General features: G+C 63.5%; 20 protein-coding genes. 15 read left to right on the plus strand and 5 right to left on the minus strand.

Annotated features, from left to right (window positions below):
- Positions 1 to 58 precede the first annotated feature (58 nt).
- Positions 59 to 2,407, plus strand: coding sequence for an RND family transporter (locus tag Q8R73_RS22570; RefSeq protein WP_305721761.1), 2,349 nt, complete (start codon positions 59 to 61; stop codon positions 2,405 to 2,407).
- A gap of 82 nt (positions 2,408 to 2,489) precedes the next feature.
- Here the strand turns inward: Q8R73_RS22570 and Q8R73_RS22575 are convergent, their stop codons facing one another.
- Positions 2,490 to 2,993: a hypothetical protein gene (locus Q8R73_RS22575; RefSeq protein ID WP_305721762.1), complete on the minus strand. Its 504-nt coding sequence runs from the start codon at positions 2,991 to 2,993 to the stop codon at positions 2,490 to 2,492.
- 458 nt (positions 2,994 to 3,451) lie between these two features.
- On the opposite strand from Q8R73_RS22575, the gene Q8R73_RS22580 reads away from it, so the two are divergent.
- From Q8R73_RS22580 to Q8R73_RS22605, 6 genes are all read left to right on the plus strand, one after another.
- Positions 3,452 to 3,685: a hypothetical protein gene (locus Q8R73_RS22580; protein WP_305721803.1), complete on the plus strand. Its 234-nt coding sequence runs from the start codon at positions 3,452 to 3,454 to the stop codon at positions 3,683 to 3,685.
- A 197-nt stretch (positions 3,686 to 3,882) separates the two neighbouring features.
- Positions 3,883 to 4,761, plus strand: coding sequence for a squalene synthase HpnC (gene hpnC / locus Q8R73_RS22585; RefSeq protein ID WP_305721763.1), 879 nt, complete (start codon positions 3,883 to 3,885; stop codon positions 4,759 to 4,761).
- Positions 4,758 to 5,597 (plus strand): presqualene diphosphate synthase HpnD, encoded by an 840-nt coding sequence (gene hpnD / locus Q8R73_RS22590; RefSeq protein ID WP_305721764.1) that lies wholly within the window; start codon positions 4,758 to 4,760, stop codon positions 5,595 to 5,597. Before hpnC ends, hpnD begins: the two co-directional genes overlap by 4 nt.
- Positions 5,597 to 6,850 carry a hydroxysqualene dehydroxylase HpnE gene (hpnE, locus tag Q8R73_RS22595; protein ID WP_305721765.1) on the plus strand — a complete coding sequence of 418 codons (1,254 nt, stop codon included), beginning with the start codon at positions 5,597 to 5,599 and terminating at the stop codon, positions 6,848 to 6,850. Before hpnD ends, hpnE begins: the two co-directional genes overlap by 1 nt.
- Before the next feature lie 73 nt (positions 6,851 to 6,923).
- Positions 6,924 to 8,888 carry a squalene--hopene cyclase gene (gene shc, locus Q8R73_RS22600; RefSeq protein ID WP_305721766.1) on the plus strand — a complete coding sequence of 655 codons (1,965 nt, stop codon included), beginning with the start codon at positions 6,924 to 6,926 and terminating at the stop codon, positions 8,886 to 8,888.
- Entirely contained in the window at positions 8,822 to 9,619 is a 798-nt protein-coding gene (locus Q8R73_RS22605; protein ID WP_305721804.1) for a phosphorylase, read from the plus strand. The genes shc and Q8R73_RS22605 overlap by 67 nt, the downstream gene beginning before the upstream one ends.
- Before the next feature lie 78 nt (positions 9,620 to 9,697).
- Here Q8R73_RS22605 and hpnH read toward each other — a convergent pair whose 3' ends face one another.
- Positions 9,698 to 10,858 (minus strand): adenosyl-hopene transferase HpnH, encoded by a 1,161-nt coding sequence (gene hpnH, locus Q8R73_RS22610; RefSeq protein WP_305721767.1) that lies wholly within the window; start codon positions 10,856 to 10,858, stop codon positions 9,698 to 9,700.
- Positions 10,859 to 10,896: 38 nt separating this feature from the next.
- A complete protein-coding gene (ispH, locus tag Q8R73_RS22615) occupies positions 10,897 to 11,823 on the minus strand; it encodes a 4-hydroxy-3-methylbut-2-enyl diphosphate reductase (protein WP_305721768.1) in 927 nt (308 codons plus the stop codon).
- A gap of 454 nt (positions 11,824 to 12,277) precedes the next feature.
- Here ispH and Q8R73_RS22620 point away from each other — a divergent pair, with 454 nt between their 5' ends.
- Positions 12,278 to 14,866, plus strand: a complete 2,589-nt coding sequence (locus Q8R73_RS22620) for an MMPL family transporter (protein WP_305721769.1) — start codon at positions 12,278 to 12,280, stop codon at positions 14,864 to 14,866.
- Here the strand turns inward: Q8R73_RS22620 and Q8R73_RS22625 are convergent.
- A complete protein-coding gene (locus Q8R73_RS22625) occupies positions 14,834 to 15,475 on the minus strand; it encodes a DUF2147 domain-containing protein (protein WP_305721770.1) in 642 nt (213 codons plus the stop codon). The genes Q8R73_RS22620 and Q8R73_RS22625 overlap by 33 nt on opposite strands.
- Before the next feature lie 123 nt (positions 15,476 to 15,598).
- Between Q8R73_RS22625 and hpnO the strand changes: the two genes are divergently transcribed.
- Positions 15,599 to 16,990 (plus strand): aminobacteriohopanetriol synthase HpnO, encoded by a 1,392-nt coding sequence (hpnO, locus tag Q8R73_RS22630; RefSeq protein WP_305721771.1) that lies wholly within the window; start codon positions 15,599 to 15,601, stop codon positions 16,988 to 16,990.
- A gap of 103 nt (positions 16,991 to 17,093) precedes the next feature.
- Positions 17,094 to 17,501 carry a GFA family protein gene (locus tag Q8R73_RS22635; protein ID WP_305721772.1) on the plus strand — a complete coding sequence of 136 codons (408 nt, stop codon included), beginning with the start codon at positions 17,094 to 17,096 and terminating at the stop codon, positions 17,499 to 17,501.
- 98 nt (positions 17,502 to 17,599) lie between these two features.
- Here Q8R73_RS22635 and Q8R73_RS22640 read toward each other — a convergent pair whose 3' ends face one another.
- Positions 17,600 to 18,589, minus strand: coding sequence for an LLM class flavin-dependent oxidoreductase (locus Q8R73_RS22640; RefSeq protein WP_305721773.1), 990 nt, complete (start codon positions 18,587 to 18,589; stop codon positions 17,600 to 17,602).
- Positions 18,590 to 18,743: 154 nt separating this feature from the next.
- Here Q8R73_RS22640 and Q8R73_RS22645 point away from each other — a divergent pair, with 154 nt between their 5' ends.
- From Q8R73_RS22645 to Q8R73_RS22665, 5 genes are all read left to right on the plus strand, one after another.
- Positions 18,744 to 19,928, plus strand: a complete 1,185-nt coding sequence (locus Q8R73_RS22645; protein ID WP_305721774.1) for a cytochrome P450 — start codon at positions 18,744 to 18,746, stop codon at positions 19,926 to 19,928.
- A 146-nt stretch (positions 19,929 to 20,074) separates the two neighbouring features.
- Positions 20,075 to 22,165 carry a hydantoinase/oxoprolinase family protein gene (locus tag Q8R73_RS22650; RefSeq protein WP_305721775.1) on the plus strand — a complete coding sequence of 697 codons (2,091 nt, stop codon included), beginning with the start codon at positions 20,075 to 20,077 and terminating at the stop codon, positions 22,163 to 22,165.
- Positions 22,162 to 23,913, plus strand: a complete 1,752-nt coding sequence (locus tag Q8R73_RS22655; protein WP_305721776.1) for a hydantoinase B/oxoprolinase family protein — start codon at positions 22,162 to 22,164, stop codon at positions 23,911 to 23,913. Before Q8R73_RS22650 ends, Q8R73_RS22655 begins: the two co-directional genes overlap by 4 nt.
- A gap of 1 nt (position 23,914) precedes the next feature.
- On the plus strand, positions 23,915 to 24,586 hold the full coding sequence (locus Q8R73_RS22660; protein ID WP_305721777.1) for a TetR/AcrR family transcriptional regulator: 672 nt from the start codon (positions 23,915 to 23,917) through the stop codon (positions 24,584 to 24,586).
- A 19-nt stretch (positions 24,587 to 24,605) separates the two neighbouring features.
- Entirely contained in the window at positions 24,606 to 25,583 is a 978-nt protein-coding gene (locus Q8R73_RS22665; protein WP_305721778.1) for an ABC transporter substrate-binding protein, read from the plus strand.

The raw sequence follows: 25,583 nt of genomic DNA on the forward strand, positions 1-25,583 counted from the left end.
CTCGCGCCCGACGAATCCAAGCTGGCCAGACTGAGCCGATGTGAGAACTGGACAGGACATGCTGGAGAGAAACCCGGTCGAAGCTGATGCGCAGACGCTGGAAAAGCCTCAGCTAAGCATCGCGTTTGGCCTCGAGCGCATGGGCCTCATCGCCATGCGCGCACCCATCCTGTCCTGCATCATCCTGTTAGCGATGGTGATCGGCGCCGTGTTCGGCATCCAGCGCATCAAGATCGACGATTCGCTCAGTCAGTTGTTCCGTTCCGACTCCAAGGAATACCGGCAATACGAAGAGGTCACCAAGCGCTTCCCTTCGACCGAATTCGACGTGCTGGTCGTGGTGGAAGGCAAGACGCTGTTGCAGCGGGAAAACCTGGAGAAGATCCGCGACCTCGTCACGGATCTTCAACTCGTCGAGGGCACGCGCGGCCTGATCTCGCTGTTCTCGGCGCGTCAGGCGCCGGCGCCGGGCAAGCTGCCCGCGGCGCTGTTTCCGGCCGACCTGCCGAAGGGGGCCGACTACGACACGTTCATCGAAACCGTCAAGACCAACGAGATCATCCGCGGCAAGCTGTTGTCCGAAGACGGCACGCTGGCCCTGATCGTGCTATCGCTCGAGCCGTCGGTCGTCGGCAACAACGGGCTGCAAAAGACCATCGGTGAAATCCGCAAGATCATGGCGACGGATCTCGCCGATACCGGGCTCAGCAAGGAGCTGTCGGGCGTCCCGGTCATGCAGCTCGAGATCCGCAACGCGGTCGAGCGCGACGGCCTGATCTACAACGTCGCCGGCATCCTGGCGGGATGCCTGATCGCGATCCTGTTCTTCCGCAAGATCTCGTTCATGATCGTGGCGGCGTTCCCGCCGTTGCTCGCCATTCTGCTGTCGCTCGGCGCCCTCGGCTGGGCGGGATTCAGCCTCAACATGTTCCTCAACGTGATGACGCCTCTGATCATGGTGATCAGTTTCTCCGATTCGATGCAGCTGACATTTGCCGCGCGCGACCGGCTGCTGGCCGGCGAGGATCGTTTTACCGCCTTCCGCAACGCCGTTCTCGTGGTCGGGCCGGCCTGCGTGCTGACCCATGCCACTGCTGGAATCTCTTTCCTGGCGCTGCAATTCTCGGATTCGGATCTGATCCGCACCTTCGGTGAAGCCGGCCTTGCGGCCACCATCATCGCGTTGATCGCGGTGCTGTCGCTGGTTCCGGTGTTCGGGGTGCTGCTGGTCCGCAACGAACAGGTCTTTGCCGCCAAGTTCAAGGCGGCCGATGCCGGCGTCAACGCGCTGCGCGCCTTCTGCTACTGGATCGCGGTGCGCATGGTCAGCCGTCCCGGGCTGTTCAGCCTGATCGCGGTGGTGCTGGTCGGCGGTCTGGCCGCGATCTACGCCAATCTCGAACCGCGCTACCGGCTTGCCGATCAGGTTCCCGACAAGCAGCAGGCAGTGGCGGCCAGCGGCCGGCTCGACGCCAAGCTGACCGGCGCCAACCCGATCGACATCCTGATCGAATTCCCCAAGGGCGCGTCGCTGTATGCGCCGGAAACCCTGCAAACCATCGCGGACGTTCACTCCACGGTCGAAAGCCAGGCCGGTGTCGGCAACGTCTGGTCTCTCGAGACGCTGCGACGCTGGCTGGCTGAAAAGGCCGGCAATTCCGATGTCGCGACCCTGAAGGAATATGTCAGCGTGATCCCGGAGCACCTGGTCCGGCGCTTTATCTCGGCCGATCAGGATGCTGTGGTGGTTTCGGGCAGGGTGCCCGACCTCGATTCGAGTGCGATCCTGCCGGTCATCGACAAGCTGGACGGCGCCCTGAACGACGTCCGCAAGAAACATCCGGGCTTTGAGATCGCCGTCACCGGCCTGTCGGCAATCGCGGCGCGCAACAGTGCCAACATGATCGGGAAGCTCAACGCAGCACTGACCATCGAATTCGCGCTAGTCGCCGTGTTTATCGGGCTGGCGTTCCGCTCATGGGTCGTGATGTTCGCCTCCATCCTGCCCGGTATCTTTCCGGTGGTGCTTTCGGGCACGGTGCTGTGGGCGCTGGGCGAGGGGCTGCAATTCGCCAGCGTCGTGGCGCTGACGGTGTCGTTCGGCCTCGGCCTCAGCGCGACCATCCACTTTCTCAACCGGCTGCGGATGGAGACCACGCCGGGCATCGATCCGGCGCTGGCGGTCGAGCGCGCGACCGTGCTGGTCGGTCCGGCGCTGATTCTGACCACGCTTGTACTGGCCTGCGGCCTTGTCGTGACGGTTTTTTCCGACCTGCCGTCCCTGCGCCTGTTCGGTTGGCTCAGCGCCTTTTCGATGGTCGCGGCACTGGTCGCGGATCTCTTCATCCTGCGGCCGACGGCGATGTGGCTGATCAACATGTCGCAGCGGATTCGCGGGACTCGATAGCGAAAGCAAAAACAAAGCCCGGTTCTGATAGAATCAGAACCGGGCTTGCTGGACGTTCGAGCGAAGCTGGAAGATGCGGCCGTCAGCCGCCCTTCGACATCGTGATGGTCACGCCCCTGATTTCGCCCTTGGAACTGATCTGCACCGTCTGCCTGTTACCGGTGGTCCGCAAGGTCAGATTTGCGGCGAATCCGGAAGCCTCCACGAACACGTCGATCTGGCCGCCGCCCGCGGTGCCCTGCAGGTTGCCGAAAATATTCCGGCTCTTCTCGCTCCAGTTGCCGGAAATGCGGTCGCCCTGGCTCGTGACATCGCTGCTCAGGACAAACTTGTAGCTGTCGCTGGCGCAGTTGAGACTCTGCTTGAGCCCGAGCCCGTTGCCGTTGACCTTGTAGCTGGCCTTGCATCGGATGCGTTCGATCGTGCCATCGGACAGCGCAACCGTGCCGTTGCCGCCCCATGATCCTTCGAAGCCGGCAAAGGGCCCCGATTGGGCATGACCTGCTGACACCGACAACATCAGTGCGGCGCCGATACCGGCAGCCTTGATCGCCTGTCCAAACGAGCCGGATCCGAACAACTTCATCGTGAACTTTCCCATCTAAATTGACGTTCTGATACCAGAACCGTCGCGCCGCATCGAAGTTTTAGTGTCGCCGCAGTATGTTAGGTTCAAATGACAGGCTTGGCTGCTGCCCTGTCGCAGCATCGGTTGCCGGTATCGCTGGACCGGCGGCGAAACCAAACGCTGATGATCTCACCAAGATTCGCTCGTGTTCCATGTAACTATTCGCGGGGGTCTCCCGCAACAGTCTATCGCGAAAAATATCGGTCAACAAATAGATCATAGATATCAAACGGTTATGTCAGCAAATTGGTTCCATCAAGGCGGGTACAATTCCGAATCTGGCCGCCGCAAATTTGGCCGCAATTACCAGTGCTTCTGACTTCCTGATGTCGCGGTTCGCTGCGCCTGCGATCCGACCCTCCCGGCTTGTTGCCGGTGGGGATCGGAATTTCCAATCGCCACAATGAAGGAAGATGATGCGAAAATTTCTCGTTGCACTCACACTCTTGTCCGTATCGGTTCCGGCAGGCGCCATCGCCCAGCAGCGCGGCGGCACCCCGCAAGAGCAGGCGGCCTGTTCGCGCGACGTTCAGCGCCACTGCCGTCCGGTCATCGACCAGGGCGACTTCACCATCCTGGCCTGCCTGCAGCAGAACCGTCCCAAAATCAGCAAGGCCTGCGACCGGGTCCTGAAAAGCCACGGCCAATAAAACGGTCCGCGGCTGCGCCAATCGCTCCGCGGGCGTTTGCGGGGCTCGTTCGGACGCAGCGGAATTTGCGGTGAATCGCAGATAGCATTGGTTTTGGCATCGTATTCCCCTATATGGGGTTCGCGATCGAGACGCATGAGCCGGCCTTGCCGGCACGTGCGTCGTAACCATGACCTGATGAATGTAGCCGGTTCCTGATGACCAGTGCGAGCGAACTGCGATCCGGCAAGACTCATCGCGACGAGAACTTTCCGGTGGCGTCTTGGATCATTCACCCGCGGCACCGGGCGCTGATCCTCGCCTTCTACAATTTCGTGCGAACCGCCGACGACATCGCCGATCATGCGACGCTCGGCGCGCCGGAGAAGCTCGGGCTTCTCGATCTGCTCGAAGCGGAATTGCTCGGTAACGGCGATACCCAGAACGAGGCCGTCAATCTGCGCCACGCGCTGGCGGAGCGTTCGATGCCGCCGCGCCACGCCCTCGATGTTCTGATCGCCTTCCGGATGGACGTGACCAAGCTTCGCTATGAAAGCTGGGACGAGGTGATTCACTATTGCCGATACTCGGCGATGCCGGTCGGGCGCTTCATGCTCGATGTCCACGGCGAGAGCACCTCGACCTGGGCGGCATCGGACGCGCTCTGCGCCGGCCTGCAGATCAACAACCATCTGCAGGATTGCGGCAAGGATTTTCGCGATCTCAACCGGGTCTATCTGCCGCGCGATGCGCTCGCCGCCGCCGGCGCTTCCGTCGAGGAACTCGGACAAGCGCGGTCATCGCCGGCGCTGCTGCAGTGCCTGCATGCGCTGGCGGTGCGTACCGAGGCGCTTCTCGACGAAAGCAAATCGCTCGGCGCCGAAGTCAGGGATTTTCGCCTCGGGTGCGAGATCTCCGTGATCCAGGCGTTCGCCGACAAGATCGTCGGATTGCTGAAGGTGCGCGATCCGCTCAGCGAGAGGGTACATCTCGGCGCGCTCGAATTGCTCGCCCATAGCATCGGTGGGATCGCCAGCGAGATCAGCCGCCGCGCGGTGGGGCGGCGGCCCGTTTCCAAACCGGCGGCTGGCGCATGACGCTCGAGACCACGGCCACCAGCGCCAGTTACGGGACATCGGCGTCCGGCAGTTCGTTCTATGCGGCGATGCGCATTCTGCCGCACGAGCAGCGCGAGGCTATGTTTCAGATCTACAGCTTCTGCCGGCAGGTCGACGATATCGCCGATTCCGACGGCCCGCGCGAAGCCCGGCTGGCCGCGCTGCAGCAGTGGCGCGACGATATCGACGCGCTGTATCAAGGCCAGCCACCGGCGCGGTTGCGCGACTACGTGGCGTCGGTTCGGCGATTTGGCCTCAGACGCGAGGATTTCCTGGCCATCGTCGATGGCATGGAGATGGACGTTCCGCAGGACATCAGGGCGCCGGATCTTGCGACACTCGATCTGTATTGCGACCGCGTCGCCAGCGCGGTCGGACGGCTGTCGGTGCGGGTGTTCGGCCTCGCCGAAGCCGACGGTATCCAGCTTGCGCATCATCTTGGCCGTGCGCTGCAATTGACCAACATCCTGCGCGATATCGATGAAGACGCCGGCATCGGGCGTCTCTATCTGCCGCTCGAGGGACTGCTGCATGCCGGCATCACCTCGACCGATCCGGCGAGGGTCATCGTCGATCCGGCGCTGCCGAAAGTATGCGTGCCGCTGGTGGCGCGGGCGCGGATGCATTTCGAGAAGGCCGACGAGATCATGCGCAGCAATCCGCGGCGGGTGGTGCGCGCGCCCCGGATCATGTCGAAATATTATCGCGCGATCCTGGAGCTGCTTGTTGCCAGGGGGTTCGCCGTGCCGCGCGCGCCGGTCCGCCTCAACAAGATGGCCCGCATCATGATCCTCCTCCGATACGCGTTCATCTGATGCAAAAGACCGTCCATATTGTAGGCGCTGGAATCTCGGGCCTGTCGGCCGCCGTGCGGCTGGCGAACGCCGATTACCGGGTGCACCTGCACGAGGCCACGCAGCAGGCCGGCGGCCGCTGCCGTTCCTATTTCGATGCGGCGACCAACCTCACCATCGACAATGGCAACCACCTGTTGCTCTCGGGCAACCGTGCCGCGGTCGACTACGCGAGGTCGATCGGCACCGAAGCTGGCCTGGTCGGGCCGAAGCGTGCGCAATTTCCGTTCGTCGATCTCGCGACCGGGCAGCGCTGGCAGCTCGATCTCGGCGAGAGCCGGCTGCCGCTGTGGATTTTCGACGAGGCGCGCCGTGTCCCGGATACCGGCGTGCTCGATTATCTGGCATTGATGCCGCTGATCTGGTCAGCGCGGAGCAGACGGGTAGGCGACGCGATCCCGTGCGAGGGAACGCTCTATCAGCGGCTGGTACAGCCGCTGCTGTTGGCGGCGCTAAACGTCGACCCGCCGGAGGGGTCCGCGGGGCTCGCCGGCGCGGTGGTGCGCGAAACGCTGCTGGCGGGAGGCACGGCTTGTCGACCCCTGATCGCGCGCGACGGCCTCAGCGCGGTGCTGGTCGAGCCCGCGATCAAGCTGTTGCAGTCCAAGGGCGCCAGCATCTCCTTCGGGCATGAGCTGCGCGAATTCGCGGTTTCCGCGGACCGCGTCGGTGAACTTAAATTCGGCGCCGACAACGTTGCGGTGCAGCCCGGCGACGCCGTGGTGTTGGCGGTTCCGCCACGCCCTGCCGCCGCGCTGCTGCCTGGCCTGAAAACCCCCACCAAATACCGCGCCATCGTCAATGCGCATTTCCGCTTTGATCCGCCGAAGGGTCAGCCGGCTCTCCTGGGTGTGGTCGGCGGAATGGTGGAGTGGCTGTTCGCGTTTCCGCAGCGCCTGTCGGTCACCATCAGCAATGGCGACCGCCTGGTGGACATGCCGCGCGAGGAACTGGCACAGGCGATCTGGCGGGATATCTGCAAGGCGGCGGGCGTCGAGGGCGGATTGCCGGCCTGGCAGATCGTGCGCGAGCGACGCGCCACCTTCGAGGCCACGCCGGAGCAGAACGCACTGCGGCCGGGCCCTGTCACGGCCCACAAAAACCTGTTTCTTGCCGGCGACTGGACTGATACGGGGTTGCCGGCGACCATCGAGGGATCGGTAAGGTCGGGCAACCGCGCCGCCGATCTCGTCCTCGCCATGCGCAAGGCCTGAGCGAAGGCCTGACCGGGGACGGCATTACCTCGGGTTTCCAGTGAGACCGGGCAGGGCAATATTGAGGTCGAACATGCATTCCGGCAACAAATCAGTTGGCAATGAAAGCGGTGGCGCCCTGGAGGCGAGCATCGCGGCGGCGACGCAGGGCTTGCTCGGCTACCGCCAGCCGGACGGGCATCTGGTGTTCGAGCTGGAAGCCGATTGCACCATCCCCTCGGAATATGTGCTGCTCCGCCACTATCTCGGCGAGCCCGTCGACCGCGAACTCGAGGGCAAGATCGCCAACTATCTGCGCCGCATTCAGGGCGCCCATGGCGGCTGGGCGCTGGTGCATGACGGCGCTTTCGAAATGAGCGCAAGCGTGAAGGCCTATTTCGCGCTGAAGATGATCGGCGATGCTCCGGATGCGCCGCATATGGCGCGGGCGCGCGAGGCAATCCGCTCGCGTGGCGGCGCCATTCACAGCAATGTCTTCACCCGTTTCATGCTGTCGATGTTCGGGGTGCTGACCTGGCGCAGCGTGCCGGTATTGCCGGTCGAGATCATGCTGCTGCCGATGTGGTCGCCGTTTCACCTCAACAAGATCTCCTACTGGGCGCGTACCACCATCGTGCCGCTGATGGTGCTGGCGGCGCTGAAGCCGCGCGCCAAGAACGTCAGCGGCATCGGCATCGACGAGTTGTTCCTGCAGCCGCCGCATTCGATCGGGATGACCGCCAAGGCGCCGCATCAGAGCGCGGGCTGGTTCTATCTGTTCCGCAGCCTCGACGGCATCCTGAGGACGCTTGAGCCGCTGTTTCCGAAGAAGCTGCGCGCCCGCGCGATCGATGCCGCCGTCGCCTTCATCGAGGAACGGCTGAATGGCGAAGATGGCCTCGGTGCCATCTATCCGCCGATGGCCAACACGGTGATGATGTATGAGGTGCTGGGCAAGCCCGCCGACTATCCGCCGCGCGCCATCACCCGAAGAGGCATCGACAAGCTCCTGGTGATCGGCTTGCAGGAGGCCTATTGCCAGCCCTGCGTTTCGCCGGTGTGGGACACCGCGCTGAGCTGTCATGCCCTGTTCGAAGCCGGCAGCGAAGCGGCGCTGGCGCCGGCCAAGCAGGGCCTCGACTGGCTGAAGCCCCGGCAGGTTCTGGACGTCAAGGGAGACTGGGCCGTGAAGCGGCCGGAGGTTCGCCCCGGCGGCTGGGCATTCCAGTACAACAATGCCTACTATCCCGACCTCGACGACACCGCGGTCGTGGTAATGGCGATGGACCGCGCCCGGCGCACCAGCCACGATCCGGAATACGATGTCGCGATCGCCCGCGGCCGCGAATGGATCGAGGGGATGCAAAGCAGCGATGGCGGCTGGGCCGCCTTCGACGTCAACAATCTCGAATACTACCTCAACAACATTCCGTTCTCCGATCACGGCGCGCTGCTCGATCCGCCGACCGAGGATGTCACCGCCCGCTGCGTCTCGATGCTGGCACAGCTCGGCGAGACCGCGCAGACCAGCAAGGCCGTCGCCGACGGCGTCGACTATCTGCGCCGGACCCAGCTGGCGGAGGGGTCCTGGTATGGCCGCTGGGGGCTTAACTACATCTACGGAACCTGGTCGGTGCTGTGCGCGCTGAACGCCGCCGGCGTCGACCATCAGGACCCCGCGATGCGCAAGGCCGTGAACTGGCTGCTGTCGATCCAGAATGCGGACGGCGGCTGGGGCGAAGATGCCGTCAGCTACCGGCTCGACTACAAGGGATTCGAGGGAGCCCCCACCACCGCTTCGCAAACGGCATGGGCCTTGCTTGGTCTCATGGCGGCGGGCGAGGTCGGACATCCGGCCGTCGCGCGTGGCGTGGAGTACCTAATAGGCACACAGACCGAAAAAGGGCTGTGGGACGAGCAACGCTACACGGCAACGGGGTTCCCTCGGGTGTTTTATCTGCGCTATCATGGCTATCCGAAATTCTTTCCGCTCTGGGCTTTGGCGCGGTACCGGAATTTGCGGAACACCAACAGCAAGGTGGTAGGGGTCGGAATGTGATTTTGGGGGCGGGGGACCACGCGTTCGCGGGCAATTCAAATGATCCGCGGCCGGTGCTGATTGTGACCGGATTGGTGCAGGAGGCTCGCATAGCGGCCGGCCCCGGCTTGACCGTCATTTGCAGCAGTAGCGATCCCAGGCAATTGCGGACGCTGCTGACCGTTTTCGACCCGTCGACGATCCGGGGCGTCATCAGCTTCGGAGTCGCGGGCGGTCTGGATCCCAGTCTGAAATCAGGCGACGTCGTGGTGGCGACCGAGGTGCTGGCCGGCGATACCCGCTGGATGGCGGGTCTGGCGCTCAATGAGGAACTGATCGCCAGCGTCGCGCTCGGGCGCCGGCGCGTGGTCCGGGGCGGTCTTGCCGGCGTCGAGCGGGTAATCGCCGCGCGGGCCTGCAAAGCCGCGCTGCGCCTGGAGACGGGCGCTGCCGCTGTCGATATGGAAAGCCATATCGCCGCCGCCTACGCGGCCGAGGCCGGTTTGCCGTTCGCCGCCCTGCGCGTCATCAGCGACCCCGCCAACCGGGCCTTGCCTGCGCTGGCGATGGCCGCAATCAAACCGAATGGCGATATCGATCTGCGCAAGGTGCTGAGCGGCGTCGCCCGCAACCCGCTGACACTGCGCGCGCTGGTCTCGACCGGGATCGATTTCAATCGTGCGCTGAAGAGCCTGCGCGACGCCCGGAGCTTTCTGCTCGGAGGCGAAGGGTTCGCCACGGCGGAGTTCTGAACCACTGAAACGTCCGCAAAACGAAAACGGGGCGCGATCGGCATCGCGCCCCGTTTTGCGTTTCATTGCCTGATCGAATCAGGCGGCGGTCGAGGCCTTCTGCTGCGCCTTGGCGGCAGCCGCTTCGGCCTCGTCACGGCGGATATCCGACAGCCGCTTCTGCACTTCCGCCGAGAAGATGTACTGCGCCGGGCGCTGGTGATCGAGACTGATCTCCGGCGCCATCGGACCCGTGGTCCTGACACCGCGCAGCCCCACCCACATCGCCTTCAACGGATTGGCCAGCGCCGCGTTGGCTGCGGTCGGCTCGTAGCCGCAATGCGCCATGCAGTCGGCGCACTTCTCGTATTTGCCGGTGCCGTAGGTCTCCCAGTCGGTGGTCTCCATCAATTCCTTGAAGGTCTTGGTGTAGCCTTCTCCGAGCAGGTAGCAGGGCTTCTGCCAGCCGAAAATGTTGCGCGCCGGCATGCCCCAGGGGGTGCACTCATATTCCTGATTGCCGGCAAGGAAATCCAGGAACAGGCCGGAATGCATGAAATTCCACTTCTTGCCCTTGCCGAGCGCGAACACGTCGCGGAACAGCTTCTTGGTCTTGGTGCGGTTGAGGAAGTGCTCCTGGTCGGGCGCGCGCTCATAGGCGTAGCCCGGCGACATCGAGACGCCGACCCCAAGCTCGGTGGTGAAGTCGAGGAACTTGGCGATGTCCTCGGCAGCATGGCCGTCGAAGATGGTGGCATTGACGTTGACTGCGAAACCCCTCGCCTTGGCGGCCTTGATCGCCGAGACCGCGCGATCGAACACGCCCTTCTGCGACACTGCCTTGTCGTGGTGGTCCTTCAGGCCGTCGAGATGCACCGAGAAGAACAGATAGGGCGACGGCTCGAACAGATCGAGCTTCTTTTCCAGCAGCAGCGCGTTGGTGCACAACGACACGAATTTCTTGCGCGCCACCAGGCCGCGGACGATCTCGCCGATTTCCTTGTGGATCAGCGGCTCGCCGCCGGGAATCGCCACCATCGGCGCGCCGCATTCGTCGGCGGCATCCCAGCATTCCTGCGCCGACATGCGACGGTTGAGGATGGCGTCGGGATAGTCGATCTTGCCGCAGCCGACGCAGGCGAGGTTGCAGCGAAACAACGGCTCGAGCATCAGCACCAGCGGATAGCGTTTCCGGCCGAGCAGCTTCTGCTTCATCATGTAGCCGCCGATACGCAACTCTTTGAAGAAGGGTATTGCCATTACAAATTTTCTTTCTGGACTTTGGTAGCGAATTTGGATCAACCCGCAGTCAGTTCGGCTGGAAGCCGGAATTCGATGTTTTCTTCCCGGCCCGGCAGCACCGATAACTTGACCGGTCCGATCCGCCGCAGGGCCTCGATCACGTCGTCGACCAGAACCTCGGGTGCCGAGGCGCCGGCGGTGATGCCGACGGCTCTGGCGTCCTTGAGCCACTCCGGGTTCAGCTCGCTTCCGTCGGCAATGAGATAGCTGGCGACCCCGACCTCGGTGCCGATCTCGCGCAGCCTGTTTGAGTTGGAACTGTTGGTGGCCCCCACCACCAGGATGACATCCACGAGCTTACTCAAATCCCTTACCGCAGATTGGCGGTTCTGTGTCGCATAGCAGATATCCCGGATGTCCGGGCCTTGAATATCCGTAAATCGGGCCTGGAGGGCGGCAATAATGTCCTTGGTGTCGTCCACGCTGAGCGTGGTCTGGGTAATATAGGCCACCGGGGTGTCGGTCGGCAGCGTCAGGGTACCGACGTCGTCGACATTCTGGACCAGCGTGACCGGGCCGGGAACCTGTCCCATGGTTCCCTCGACCTCGGGGTGGCCGGCGTGACCGATCAAGATGAGCGCCCGGCCTTTCGACATATAGCGTTTGCCCTGGTTGTGGACCTTGGTAACCAGGGGGCAGGTGGCGTTGAGCACCGGCAGGCCGCGCACGGCCGCTTCCTCCTCGACGCTCCGTGCGACGCCATGTGCGCTGAATACCGTGACCGCCAGGGGTGGTACCTCCGACAGGTCCTCGACGAAGATGGCGCCCTTGCCCTTGAGGCTTTCGACCACGTATTTGTTATGGACGATCTCGTGCCGGACATAGACCGGCGGGCCGTATTTCTCGAGCGCGCGCTCGACGATCTCGATCGCACGTACCACGCCCGCGCAAAAACCCCGCGGCTGCGCCAGATAAACTTCCATGGGATGCCCGTTAAGCAAATTGCACCAAACTCATTCTTTCTGACCGGTCAATCATCATCACCGGTCCGGGTCCGGTCCACCGGATTTGCAATATCCGCACCACGCCCGGTTGGTCAGAATTGTCCGACTGCCCAAGTCTATGGAGAGACAGGACTTTGTGGCAAAAAACCGTTGAATAGAAAAGACGTCGTGCAACACAATCATGCAACGGCGTTAAGCAGCTGAAGGGTATTATAATACAGGACCGCTGCGGGTGAGCGCGCAACCTCACTGGTTGGTTACTTTATGGCCGACGGTTCGGACTATATCAGCTGGCAGCGCAGTTTCGGCTTAATTTGCGCTATTTGGTCATGCACCCACTCAAATGTCCTCAAAAACAACATTAGATCGGCCTGCGGAACTCGAGTAGACAGCGGGCGTTTCCGGCACGCGGATAACATCAGAAAGAATAGATGTGCTGACAAGTTTTGTCGTTACGATTGTTAAGGCTTGCACGCGCTTTGCCCTGCCAACTGTCCTGATCGCACTCGTCCTCGCGATCGCATCGGGCTTCTACACAGCCCGAAACTTCTCCATCAACACCGACATCAACACCCTGATTTCGCCCGAGCTGGATTGGCGCAAGCGCGACAACCAGTTCCTCGCGGCGTTCGATCGGGACCGCACCATCCTTGCCGTCATCGAGGCGCCGACGCCGGAACTTACCAGCACGGCAAGCGCTGCGCTGGCGCGCAAACTCGCGGGCGATACCAAGAACTTCGAATCGGTTCAGCCGCTCGGCTCCGGGGAATTTTTCGAGAAGAACGGGCTGCTGTTCCTCCCGGTGGACGAGGTCGGCAAGCTGACCAGCCAGTTTGCTTCCGCGGCTCCCCTGATCGAGATCATGGCCGGCGATCCCAGCATTCGCGGCCTGACCGGCGCGCTTGAAACCGGCCTGGCCGGCATCGCGCGTGGGCAGGTCAAGCTCGACAGCACCGAGCGGCCCTTCAACCTGATCGCCCAGACGGTCGAGAACGCATTGAGCAAGGGTACCGCGACATTCTCGTGGCGTGAGCTCACGAGCGACAAGCCGCTGACCGATTCCGACAAGCGCGCCTTCATCGAATTCAAGCCGATCCTCGATTTCAACGCGCTGGAACCCGGCAAGGCCGCAACCGACGCGATCCGGCAGGCCGCCACCGACCTCAATTTCGCGAGCGAGTATGGCGCCCGGGTCAGGCTGACAGGGCCGGTTCCGATCGCCAACGAGGAGTTTGCGACGGTTCAGGAGGGCGCCGTCGTCAACGGCATCGGCACCATACTCGTCGTGCTCATCATTCTCTGGATGGCGCTGCATTCGTCGAAGATCATCTTCGCGGTGTTCCTGAATCTCTTCATCGGGCTTGCGATCACCACGGCGGTGGGCTTGATGATGGTGGGTTCGCTGAACCTGCTCTCGATCGCCTTTGCCGTATTGTTCGTCGGGCTCGGCGTGGATTTCGGAATCCAGTTCAGCGTGCGCTACCGCTCCGAGCGCTTCAAGAACGACGACCTGGCGCAGGCGCTGGCAAATGCGGCCGAACGTTCAGCGGTTCCGCTGTCGCTCGCCGCGATGGCAACTGCGGCCGGATTCCTCTGCTTCCTGCCGACCGACTACAAGGGCATCTCGGAACTCGGCATGATCGCCGGTGCCGGCATGCTGATCGCGTATTTAAGCAGTATCACGGTGCTGCCGGCGTTGCTGAAAATGCTCAACCCGCCGGGCGAGATGGAACCGGTCGGTTACGCCTTTCTGGCCCCGGTCGATTACTTCCTGGAAAAGCAACGTATCCCCATCATCGCCGGCACCCTGTTGCTCGTGGTGGCGGGCCTGCCGCTGCTGTATTTCCTGAAATTCGATTTCAACCCGATCAACCTACGCAATTCGCAGGTTGAATCGATCGCGACCTTTCTCGATCTGCGCAAGGATCCGAACACCGGCGCCAACGCCATCGACGTGATGACGAATTCGGAAGCCGACGCCAAGAAGATTGAAGCCAGGTTGGAAAAGGTTCCGGAAGTGCTTCGCGTGATGTCGCTGGACAGTTTCGTGCCGCAGGAACAGCCGGCCAAGCTGAAACTGATCTCGGAAGGCGCGAAGGTACTGCTTCCCGCACTCAATCCCGATTCGATCGATGAAGCGCCCACCGACGAGGAGAACGTCGCTTCCCTGAAGGGATCGGCGGAAGCCCTGCGCAGGGCCGCCGGCGACGACAAGGGCCCCGGCGCAACGGCATCGCGGCGGCTGGCCGACGCGCTGTCGAAACTCGCCGACGCGAACGAGGCGATGCGCGACAAGGTCCAGGCCATTTTCGTCACGCCGCTGAAGGTGGTGCTCGATCAGCTCAAGAGTTCGCTGCAGGCCGAGCCGGTAAGCCTGGAAACCCTGCCGGCGGGTCTGGTGGCCGGCTGGAAGACCAAGGATGGCCTGATGCGCGTCGAGGCGCTGCCGCGCGGCGATCCCAACGACAACGAAACCCTGCGCACCTTTGCCAACGCGGTGCTGGCCGCCGAGCCGAATGCGGTCGGCGGACCGATCTCGATTCTCAAATCGGGCGAAACCATCGTGAAGGCATTCATCTACGCCGGCATCGGGGCGCTGGTGGTGATCAGCCTGCTGCTCTGGCTGGCGCTGCGGCGCGTCACGGACGTGCTCAATACCATGGTGCCGCTGCTGGTGGCGGGAGCGGTGACGCTGGAAATCTGCGTGCTGATCGGGCTGCCGCTCAACTTCGCCAACATCGTGGCACTGCCGCTGCTGCTCGGCGTCGGCGTTGCATTCAAGATCTACTACGTCACGGCCTGGCGGGCGGGCCGCACCAACCTGCTGCAGACCAGCCTGACGCGGGCGATCTTCTTCAGCGCGCTGACGACCGCCACGGCGTTCGGAAGTCTGTGGCTGTCCAGCCATCCCGGAACCGCCAGCATGGGCAAACTGCTGGCGATCTCGTTCGTCATCACGCTCGCAGCGGTGCTGCTGTTCCAGCCGGCGCTAATGGGCAAACCGCGCGATGTCGGGGAGTAGGCAGATATCGCCGATGTCGCCGGGCTGGCCGGCTGCCTGCTTCTGACCGGCTTTGGGAGCCGGGCTGGCCGCACCTGTGGTCCTGGCTACGGGGTTCGGCGGGGCGGGGCGTGTGGCCTGCGGCGCCGCCGCCCTGACAGGCGTTGCCGCTCCCTTCGGCGCGCCCTTGGCCATGCTGTTGGCGGGGCTCGAGGGGATCGGGCCCGAGACGCGGGTCCAGGTTTCGCCGCCGCAAAGGAAACCCAGCACGCAGCCTTGTATCTCTATCTGATCGGTGCCGACCGGCTTGATCGTTGTGGCGTACATTTGGCCGTCCTTGGCGTTGTAGACTTGGCCTTCCCACTGCTCGACGGCAGGCTTCTTCTTCATGGCGATCAGGATCGGCATGCCCAAAGTCGGTCTGCTCTGCTTTGTGACATCGGGATTGTTCCTGTCGCGGCCGCCCGGCGTCTTCTCCCAGGCTACCGCGCCCCACATCTGGCCATTGCATTCGGCAACGCGGATGTTGGCGACACCGTCGGCCACCCGCCAGTCGCCGGTCGGATCTGCGGCCAGGGCCGCTGCAATGCCGGTCGCCATAAAAAAAGCTGAGAATGCTACGCTACGCATGATTTTTCCTTGGCAGTGCGACATGATTCTAACCTGTGGCTTGCGGTTGATTCGAGCGCTGTCCAAACGCCAGATCGGGAGTTTTCAGTTGACGAAATGCCCGGCAAACGACCTATGTAGCTGATGATATATCCGAATCTAGACGTTTCCGAGATGTTTGTGGAGCGCCAGGCACAGCGCGGTTCCATGCATACGCGCCATCTGAACGAGCAACTCGTACGGGTTCTCAAGACCATTGGGTATGACGTCGGCTTTCAGAAAGGGCAGGGCCAGTACCTGTTCGATCGCGATGGTGAACGCTATCTCGATCTACTGAGCGGATTTGGCGTTTTTGCGATTGGCCGCAACCACCCGGTGCTGCGCCGGGCCCTGAAGAGCGTGCTGGACGCCGACCTGCCCAATCTCGTGCAACTCGACGTCTCCACGCTGGCCGGCGTGCTGGCCGAGCGCCTGCTCAAATACGCGCCTTATCTCGACAAGGTGTTTTTCGCCAATTCCGGCGCCGAGTGTGTCGAGGCCGCGATCAAGTTCGCACGCGGCGCCACCGGCCGGCCCGGCATCGTGTACTGCGAGCATGCCTTCCACGGCCTGTCCTATGGCGCATTGTCGCTCACCGACGATCCGAATTTCCGCGCCGGGTTCGAGCCGCTGCTGCCCGGCTGCACCCCGATTCCCTTTGACGATCTCGCCGCCCTCGAACAGGCGCTGTCGTCGCGCCAGGTCGCGGCCTTCATCGTCGAGCCGATCCAGGGCAAGGGCGTCAACATTCCCGGCGACGACTTCCTGCCCGGGGCGGCGGCGCTGTGCCGCAAATATGGCACGCTGCTCATCGCCGACGAGATCCAGACCGGCATCGGCCGCACCGGCAAATTCCTCGCGGTTGAGCACTGGAACGTCGAACCCGACATGGTGCTGCTGGCGAAGGCGCTGTCGGGCGGCCACGTTCCGATCGGCGCGCTGCTGACGCGCAAGAGCATCTTCGACAAGATTTTCAATCAGATGGACCGCGCGGTGGTGCACGGCTCGACCTTCGCGAAGAACGATCTGGCAATGGCGGCCGGCATCGCGACGCTCGAGGTGATGGAAGCCGAAAAACTGGTTGAGCAGACGGCGCGGCGCGGCGCCGAACTCAGGCTGGCGCTGAAAGCAATGATCCCGGGCTATGAATTGATGAAGGACGTCCGCGGCAAGGGACTGATGATCGGTGTCGAATTCGGCCCGCCGAAATCGCTCAAGCTGAAGGCATCGTGGAATCTGCTGGAGAGCGCGAACAAGGGACTGTTCTGCCAGCTCATCACGGTGCCGCTGTTCAAGGAACACAAGATCCTGACCCAGGTCTCCGGCCACGGCAGCCACACCATCAAGCTGTTGCCGCCGCTGACCATCACCGAAGACGACTGCAGGTGGATCGAGACCGCGTTCGATTCCGTTATCGCCGCCAGCCACAAGGTCCCCGGTGCGATCTGGTCGCTCGGCAAGACGCTGGTCGACAACGCGGTGCGCAAATCGGCTTAGGGCTGCCGAACCGAAAGGACGTTGGCTTCCATCTGCCTCTTTGAAGCCGCAAATCTGGAAAATGATTAGAGGCAACGGGCTGGTTCCGTCGATGGGGGGACACATGAGCAACATCACCGGTGGATGTCACTGTGGCGCCATCCGCTATCAGGTGGAGGGTGACCCGATCGTTCATGCGCTGTGCCACTGCGGCGACTGCAGGCGTCACGCCGGCGCGCCGATGGTCGGCTGGACGATGTACGCAAAGGATGCGGTCGAGGTGACGAAAGGGCAGCCGAAGGTGTATGAATCCTCGGAACATGGCCGGCGGCATTTTTGCGCGAACTGCGGCACGGGGCTCTTCTACATCAACGAGAATGTGTTGCCGGGCCTCATCGATGTTCAGAGCGGGACCTATGACGATCCGGATGCCGTTCCGGCCGTGGTGCATATTCAGGTCGCCGAACGGCTTCGCTGGATGGAAAGCGCGCACGAACTGCCCAGCTTCGAGCGCTATCCGCCGCAGGCGTAGCGACGCCCTACTGCCGTGGTCGATGACCGGTTCGCGCGCGGCTCAAGACTTTTGCGCGGGCGCCATTCACACCATAACACGACTTGTAACGGATCCGCTCAACCCGCTGCGCCTGCGACCCCGGCGATCAATCGGTACGAATGCAGCCGCGCGTCGTGATCGAACACGTCGGACACGATCATCAACTCGTCGGCGCCGGTCTCGCTGACCAGCGCGTCGATACCGGCGCGGACGCTATCGGGCGTTCCGATGATGGTGCGGGCGAGCATCTGCATGGCCTGGGCTTTTTCCATCGGCGACCAGTAACTTTCGATATCGTCGATCGGCGGACGGCTGAGGCCGCGCGCGCCACGGAAGATATTCGCAAAGGACATCTGTTGCGTCGTCGCCAATCGCCGCGCCTCGCGTTCGGTATCGGCCGCGACGATGTTGACCCCCACCATGGCATGGGGCCGTGCGAGCTGGGCTGAAGGCTTGAAGTGGCTGCGGTAGATATCGAGCGCGGGCATGAGCTCGGCCGGGGCGAAATGCGACGCGAAGGCATAGGGCAGGCCGAGCGCGGCGGCGAGTTGGGCGCCGTAGGTGCTCGACCCCAGGATCCACAGCGGGACGTCGGTGCCCGCCGCCGGCACGGCTTGCACCCGCTGGCCGGGCACCACGGCGGCGAAATAGGCCTGCAGCTCGAGCACGTCCTGCGGAAAATTGTCCGAGCCGCCAAGGGTCCGGCGCAGCGCCTGGACCGTCACCTGATCGGTGCCGGGCGCGCGGCCGAGGCCGAGATCGATGCGGCCCGGGAATAGTCGCGCCAGCGTTCCGAACTGTTCGGCGATGATGATCGGCGCGTGGTTGGGCAGCATGATGCCGCCGGCGCCGACGCGAATGTGCCGGGTGCCCGCGGCGATGTGGGCGATCACCAGCGATGTCGCGGCGCTGGCGATGCCGGGCATGTTGTGATGCTCGGCCACCCAGAACCGGCGATAGCCCCAGCCCTCGGCATGGGCCGCCAGGTCGCGGGCGTTGTCGAGCGCGCCGCGCGCATCGGTGGCCTCGGTAACGCGGACGAGGTCGAGAATGGACAGTGCTGTCATTGGTGACTTTCAGGTTGAATTTCTATGTAGGTACGACTGGCCCTCAAAGCCAGCATCTGACGTCGATCCGATGGAGACAGGATTGCGCCGTTTCGGGCCGGCAATTATGGTCCGCGTCGGCAGATAATTGCCCGCAGCCGGACAGGATCACCACATGACGACCGCGGGCCTGGCTCCCCTGGACGAGACCATCACGATCGCGGAGCTCACCCGCGATCCCTATCCGATCTACCGGCGCCTGAGACGCGAAGCGCCGGTGTTGCGGGTCAAATCCGTCGGCCGCACCTTCCTCACCAAGGCCACCGATACCAGGCTCGTGAAGGACAACGCGGCCTTGTTCAGCTCGAACGATCCAAACACGCCGATGGAGCGCGCCTTTCTCGCCCGGACGCTGATGCGCAAGGACCACGACGAGCACCGCAGCGAACGCATGGCGATGATGCCGGCCCTGATGCCGAAGACCATCGAATCGGTATGGGCGCCGCTGTATGAGCAACTGGCCGCGGATTATCTCGACCGGTTGCCGCGCGGCGAGATCGTCGATCTCTTTCCCGCTCTCGCCGGACCGCTGGCCGCGCGAATTCTGGCGCATGCGATGGGCGTTCCAGATGCGAGCGACGACGACATGCAGCGCTGGTCGCAGACGCTGATCGACGGCGCCGGCAATTTCGGCTGGACGCCGGGTCCCTTCGAAGCGACCGACATCGCCAATGCGCAGATGGACGCATGTATCCGCGCCAATGCCGCGCGCGTGCGCGCCGAACCGGATTCCTCGGCGCTGTCGTTCATGGTGAACGCGAAGAATCCGATTCCGGAAAGCCAGATCATCGCCAATGTGAAGATCGCGATCGGCGGCGGCATCAACGAGCCGCGCGACGCGTTGCTGACGATCCTCTACGGCCTGCTGACCCATCCGGAACAGCTTGAGGCGGTGCGTTCGGCCGGCAAATGGCGCTCCGCCTTCGAGGAAGGGGTGCGGTGGGTGGCGCCGATCCAGGTCAGTTCACGGCTGGTGATGGAGGACACGGAAATACGCGGGCACCTGATCCCGAAGGGCGATACCGTGATGACGATCCAGGCGTCGGCCAACCGGGACGAGGATGCCTTCGAAGATGGCGAAAACTACAACGCGCTGCGCGACCCCAATCCCCATCAGTCCTTTGGCAACGGTCCGCATCATTGCGCGGGTGCCCACCTGTCGCGGCGAACCGTCGGCGTCATCCTGCTCCCCATGCTGTTCGAGCGCTTCCCCAATATGACATTGCCCGATCCCGCCGGCGTGCGCTGGCACGGCTTCGGTTTCCGCGGGCCTCTCAATCTTCCGGTTCTCCTGCAATAGGGGCGGTGCAGATCGGCGCCGTCCTTCTGCGCCACCATGCCAGCCCGGGCTGCACCCAATTTAGCCGCAGCGCCTGAAAAGTCGCCTTGACACTTTCCCGATCGCCGTATTGACTAACTAGTTAGTAATATAAGTTTGAGGGTCGAATGGCGTCGTCGTCGGACAACAGGTTCAGGATTGCGATCGATATCGGCGGTACCTTTACCGATATCGCCCTTCTGACCGACGCCGGGCTGATCCACCAGAGCAAGATTTCCTCGACCCCTTCCGATCCAAGCGTCGCCGTGATCGAAGGCGTCGGGCAGTTGTTGGCAGAGCTGTCGATCCCGCCCGGCGCCATTGCCGAAGTGCTGCACGGGACCACCGTCGGCTCGAACACCATTCTGCAGCGCAAGGGCGCGAAGACCGGCCTGATCACCACCCGCGGCTTTCGCGATGTGCTGGAGATCGGCCGCATCCGCATGCCCGACATGTTCGACCTGACCTGGGAAAAGCCGAAGCCGCTGGTGCCGCGACGGCATCGCATGGAAGTCACCGAACGCATGGCGGCGGACGGCTCAACGGTCGAGCCGCTGTCGGAGGCCGGCGTGATCGCCGCGGGCAAGGCGCTGGTCGCCGAGGATATCGAAGCGGTCGCCATCGCCTTCATCAACAGCTATCGCAACCCGGCTCACGAGTTGCAGGCCGAAGCCGTCATTCGCGCAAATTTCCCGCATCTGCTGGTTACCACGTCCTGCGCCGTGCTGCCGGAAATGAAGGAATATGAACGCACCAGCACGACGGTGGTGAACGCCTATTTGCTGGCCGCCATGCGCAGCTATCTGCAGCGGCTCGAATCGGGACTTCGTGCCATCGGCGTCGCGGCGCCGATCCTGGTCATGACCTCGAACGGCGGCATGCTGGCCGCGAACGTGACCTGCGAAAAGCCGGTGCTGGTGGTGGCCTCCGGTCCCGCCGGCGGCGTGATCGGCGCGGCCAGGCTCGGGGTTGCGCGCAACGACCGCGATGTCATCGTGTTCGATATGGGAGGGACCACCGCCAAGGCCGTCATCATCGAGGACGGCCGCCCCAGCATGACCTCCGAATACGAGTTTCGCGACGGCATCTCGACATCGAGCCGCTTCATCAAGGCCGGCGGTTACATGCTCAAGGTGCCCGCGATCGACATCGCCGAGGTCGGCGCCGGCGGCGGTTCGATCGCCGGCATCGACAAGGGCGGTCTGCTGGTCGTCGGGCCGCAGTCGGCCGGCGCCATGCCCGGACCGGCGTGTTACGGCCTCGGCAATAACCGCCCGACCGTGACCGATGCCAATGTGGTGCTGGGCTTCATCAACGCGACCTCGCTGGCGGGCGGCAAGCTCCATATCGATCGCGCGCTGAGCGAGCAGGCCATCCGCGTCCATGTCGGCGATCCGCTGGGGTTGCCGATGCTGGACGCGGCACATGGCATCCGGGCCGTGGCCAATGCCGCGATGGCGCGCGCGATCCGCGCGGTTACCGTCGAACGCGGGCTGGACCCCCGCGATCTCACGCTGATGGCGTTCGGCGGCAATGGCGGCGTGCACGCGCCCGATCTGGCACGGCAACTCGGGATTCCGCGCGTGGTTATTCCGCCGATGTCGGGCATCTTCAGCGCGCTCGGCATGCTCGCCTCCGACATCGAGCATACGGCGCTGAAGACGGTAAGCCAGCGGCTCGACCGGATGAGCGTCGCCGATCTGCAGGCGATCAAGCAGGAACTGCGCAGGCAGGTCGCCGCGCAGCTCGCGGCCGACGGCTACCAGGCCGAACGCACCGCGTTTCTCTGGGAAGCGGATTTGCGCCATGAAGGGCAGGCCACCGAACTCACCGTGCCGTTCGAGGGCGAGGATTTCGCGCAGATCCGCGAACGGTTCGTCGCCGAATACTTCAAGACCTACGGCTATCGCGACTCGACTCCGATGGAATTGATGAAGGTGCGCGTCGCAGGACGTGGCTTGCGCGACAATCGCCTGGACTTCGGCGCCATGAAGATCGCCGCGCGGGCGGGGTCGTCCCGGTCCGGCACGCGGCCGGTATCCTTCGCGAGAGGCGAGCCCGCGGTGGCCGTCGCGATCGCAGACCGCAACGCGCTGGGCGCTTCACCCCGGCAGGGACCGCTGATCGTCGAGGAGTTCGACGCCACCATCGTCGTGCCGCCCGACGCGAAGGCGCACAAGGATGCGATCGGCTGCATCGTTCTGGAGTTCGAAGCATGAAGGTAGATCCGATCACCTTTGCAGTCATCAAGAGCGGACTGGATTCGATTGCCGACGACATGGCCTACACCGTGGTCCGGATCGCGCGTTCGGAGATCGTCAAGGATGTGATGGATTTCTCCGCGGCCCTTTGCGCCGGCGACGGCCAGATGGTGGCGCAGGCCAAGACCATTGCCCAGCATCTCGGAGCGATCCCGGAGGCCATGGCGTCGGTACTGGCGAAATTCGAGGGCGATCTGCATGATGGCGACGTCGTCATCATGAACGATCCCTATCACGGCGGCATGCACCTGCCGGACATCTTCATGTTTGTGCCGATCTTCTTTGGCGGCGAGCGGCATGCCTTCGCGGTGGTGATCTGCCATCACACCGATGTCGGCGGCCGGGTGCCGGGCTCGAACGCGTCCGACTCGACCGAGATCTACCAGGAAGGGCTGCGCATTCCGCCGCTCAAGCTTTACGATCGCGGCGTTCTCAACACCACGCTCGAGGCCCTGATCAAGATCAACGTCCGGGTGCCGGACCGGGTCTGGGGCGATCTCTCGGCGCAGTTCGCCGCCGCCCAGGTCGGCAAGCGCGGCCTGGAAAAGCTGTTGCAGCGCTACGGCGCCGCGGAGGTCGATGCCTACATGCAGGAACTGCTCGACTATGCCGAGCGGCTCACACGTCGGGAAATCAAGACCTGGCCGAAGGGGACCTATCGCTTCGTCGACTACATCGACAATGACGGCTTTTCTGACGCGCCGATCCCGATCAAGGTCGCGATCACCGTCAACGGCGACGGCACCCTGCTGGTCGACTACACCGGCTCCTCGCCGCAGGTGAAGGGGGCGCTTAATTCGACGCTCAGTTTCACCCACTCGCTGACCTATCTGAGCGTTCGCTGCGTGCTGGCCAAGGACGTGCCGAACAATGTCGGCCTGTTTCGATGCATCACCGTCAAGGCGCCGGAGGCGTCGGTGCTCAATCCGGTGATGCCCGCGCCCTGCGCTGCGCGCGCGCTGACCGGCTATCGGGTGTTCGATACGATGCTGGGCGCGCTCGCCCAAATCGTTCCCGACAAGGTGCCGGCGGCGGGGGAGGGCGGCAACAGCGTCATCTGCATCAGCGGGCTGCGGCCCAACCGGCAGCCGTTCATCATCGTGGACATGATCTGCGGCGCGTGGGGCGGCCGGCCCGACAAGGACGGTCTCGAGGCAGTCACCAACGCCTCGCAGAACCTGTCCAACATGCCGGTGGAAGTGATGGAAGCCGAACATCCGGTTCGCATCGAGGATTACTCGTTTGTTCCCGACAGCTGCGGTGCGGGCCAGTATCGCGGCGGTGTCGGCGTCCGGCGCAGCTATCGCATCCTCGCGCCGGAGGCGCTGCTGCAGTTGCGCACCGACCGCGTCACGTTTCAACCCTACGGCCTGAACGGTGGCGAACCCGGCGGATCGTCGCGGAATTTCATCGAGATCGGCAATGAACGCAGCGCGCTGCCGGGCAAGATCACCACGACCGTCATGCGCGATACGCTGATCATTCATGAACAGGCCGGTGCGGGAGGCTTCGGCAATCCGCTGTTGCGCGAGCCGGAGCAGGTGCGGGAGGATTTTCTCGACGGCAAGATCACAGCCGCGTTCGCCGAGCAGCATTATGCAGTGCGGTTCGGCGCGCGCGGTGCGCTGGACGTCGAGGCGACCGCGCGGCTACGATCCGAGCGCGCGGCCTCGGCGGAGCCATCGGGTGCGCGTCATGGAGCTTGACGTGGCGTCACGCGCCCCCAAAATTGTCCGGAACCCGGAAGCCAGCCGCGCCAAAATACTGGACGCAGCAAGGATCGAATTTGTGACCCATGGCCTGAGCGGGGGGCGCGTCGATCGCATCGCCGAGCAGAGCGGCGTCAACAAGAACCTGATCTATCACTATTTCGGCTCCAAGGACGCGCTCTACCTGGCGGTGCTGGAGCGGATCTATGCCGATCTGCGCGCCCGCCAGCAGGACCAGGACTTGCGGGGGCTGCCGCCGGTCGAGGGCATGAAGCGGCTTGTCAGCAATACCTTCGACCACTTCGTCGCCACCCCCGATCTGATCCGGCTGATGAGCATCGAGAACATTCACTATGCCGAGCACCTGAAGAGTTCGAGCTCGACGAAGGCTTTGTACGGCGGCCTCCTCGACACCATCCGGATTCTGCTGAAGCGCGGCCAGGAGGAGGGCGTCTTTCGCGCCAATGTCGACGCGGTCGACCTCTATCTGTCGATATCCGGGCTCGCCTATTTCTTTCTGTCCAATCAGCACACCTTGTCTTGGCTGCTCGACCGCGATCTCGCGGCGCGCCGGCGCGTGCTCAAGCGCCGTCAGCACGTCGTTGAAATGGTGCTGAGCTATCTCACGCAAGCTTCGCCGGCTGAAGCCGCCGGCGCCGACCCACAATAATCAAACTGGAGATTGGGAAATGAGAAGAGTAATTCTGTCGACCCTGATGCTTCTGAGTGTTGCTGCAGCCGGGGTTTCATCGGCATCGGCACAGGATAAATTATCCGTCCGGCTCGATTTCTCGCCATGGGGCGTGCAGGCCGCGATGCACCTGGCGCAGAACAAGGGCTGGTTCAAGGAAGCCAGGCTTGACATCGATATTCAGGATGGCCGCGGCTCCGGCAATACGATCCAGCTCGTCAATGCCGGGCAGGTCGATGTCGGCCAGGTGCAGGTCGGCCTGGTCGGGTCGGCGCGCGCCAAGGGAGCCGCCATCCGTTCGATCGCCACCTTTCAGCCCCGCACCGACCTTTGCATCCTCGTCGACAAGGACTCGCCGATGGCGCGTGTCGCCGACCTGCGGGGCAAGACCGTGGTGGTGTTCGCGGCAAGTCCGTGGGCGCCCTTCATCGACACCTATCTGAAATCGGGCGGCCTGACCCGCGATGACCTCAAGGTCGATGTCGTCGATCCCGCGGCCCTCTGGGGAACCTATATCGCCAAGCGCGCGGACGGCCTGATGTCCACCGTCGGTTCGGCACTGCCGATGGCGGAGCAGCCGCGGCCCTCGAAGTGCCTGCTGGCATCGGATGCCAACATCACCTTCCCGAGCTATGGACTCGTTGCGCGTGAAGAGGTCATCGCCAGCAAGGGCGACGCACTGCGTCGTTTGATCCAGGTCCAGCAGCGCGCCTGGCAGCATTTGCGCAGCAACCCGGATGACGGCGTCAAGGCGATGATCGCCGAGCGTCCGGATGCGCGGCTCAATCCAGCCATCCTGCTCAGTCAGATCAAGCTGACGCTGGACTATTTCGAAACCCCGGCGACCAAGGGCAAGCCGATCGGCTGGCAGGCGAAAGAGGATTGGGAAGCCGCGCTGAAATCGATGGAAGCGGCCGGCGTCGTCGCGGCCGGCTGGAACGCGGCCGACTATTACACCAACGCGCTTGTCGAGTGA

This window comes from Bradyrhizobium sp. (assembly GCF_030697065.1).
Classification (GTDB): Bacteria; Pseudomonadota; Alphaproteobacteria; order Rhizobiales; family Xanthobacteraceae; genus Bradyrhizobium.

Excerpts from the sequence above, each read along its gene's own strand:
- Q8R73_RS22570 (WP_305721761.1), top strand. The coding sequence starts at position 59 with ATGCTGGAGAGAAACCCGGTCGAAGCTGATGCGCAGACGCTGGAAAAG.
- Q8R73_RS22575 (WP_305721762.1), bottom strand. The coding sequence starts at position 2,993 with ATGAAGTTGTTCGGATCCGGCTCGTTTGGACAGGCGATCAAGGCTGCC.
- Q8R73_RS22580 (WP_305721803.1), top strand. The coding sequence starts at position 3,452 with ATGCGAAAATTTCTCGTTGCACTCACACTCTTGTCCGTATCGGTTCCG.
- hpnC (WP_305721763.1), top strand. The coding sequence starts at position 3,883 with ATGACCAGTGCGAGCGAACTGCGATCCGGCAAGACTCATCGCGACGAG.
- hpnD (WP_305721764.1), top strand. The coding sequence starts at position 4,758 with ATGACGCTCGAGACCACGGCCACCAGCGCCAGTTACGGGACATCGGCG.
- hpnE (WP_305721765.1), top strand. The coding sequence starts at position 5,597 with ATGCAAAAGACCGTCCATATTGTAGGCGCTGGAATCTCGGGCCTGTCG.
- shc (WP_305721766.1), top strand. The coding sequence starts at position 6,924 with ATGCATTCCGGCAACAAATCAGTTGGCAATGAAAGCGGTGGCGCCCTG.
- hpnH (WP_305721767.1), bottom strand. The coding sequence starts at position 10,858 with ATGGCAATACCCTTCTTCAAAGAGTTGCGTATCGGCGGCTACATGATG.
- ispH (WP_305721768.1), bottom strand. The coding sequence starts at position 11,823 with ATGGAAGTTTATCTGGCGCAGCCGCGGGGTTTTTGCGCGGGCGTGGTA.
- Q8R73_RS22625 (WP_305721770.1), bottom strand. The coding sequence starts at position 15,475 with ATGCGTAGCGTAGCATTCTCAGCTTTTTTTATGGCGACCGGCATTGCA.
- hpnO (WP_305721771.1), top strand. The coding sequence starts at position 15,599 with ATGATATATCCGAATCTAGACGTTTCCGAGATGTTTGTGGAGCGCCAG.
- Q8R73_RS22635 (WP_305721772.1), top strand. The coding sequence starts at position 17,094 with ATGAGCAACATCACCGGTGGATGTCACTGTGGCGCCATCCGCTATCAG.
- Q8R73_RS22640 (WP_305721773.1), bottom strand. The coding sequence starts at position 18,589 with ATGACAGCACTGTCCATTCTCGACCTCGTCCGCGTTACCGAGGCCACC.
- Q8R73_RS22645 (WP_305721774.1), top strand. The coding sequence starts at position 18,744 with ATGACGACCGCGGGCCTGGCTCCCCTGGACGAGACCATCACGATCGCG.
- Q8R73_RS22650 (WP_305721775.1), top strand. The coding sequence starts at position 20,075 with ATGGCGTCGTCGTCGGACAACAGGTTCAGGATTGCGATCGATATCGGC.
- Q8R73_RS22655 (WP_305721776.1), top strand. The coding sequence starts at position 22,162 with ATGAAGGTAGATCCGATCACCTTTGCAGTCATCAAGAGCGGACTGGAT.
- Q8R73_RS22665 (WP_305721778.1), top strand. The coding sequence starts at position 24,606 with ATGAGAAGAGTAATTCTGTCGACCCTGATGCTTCTGAGTGTTGCTGCA.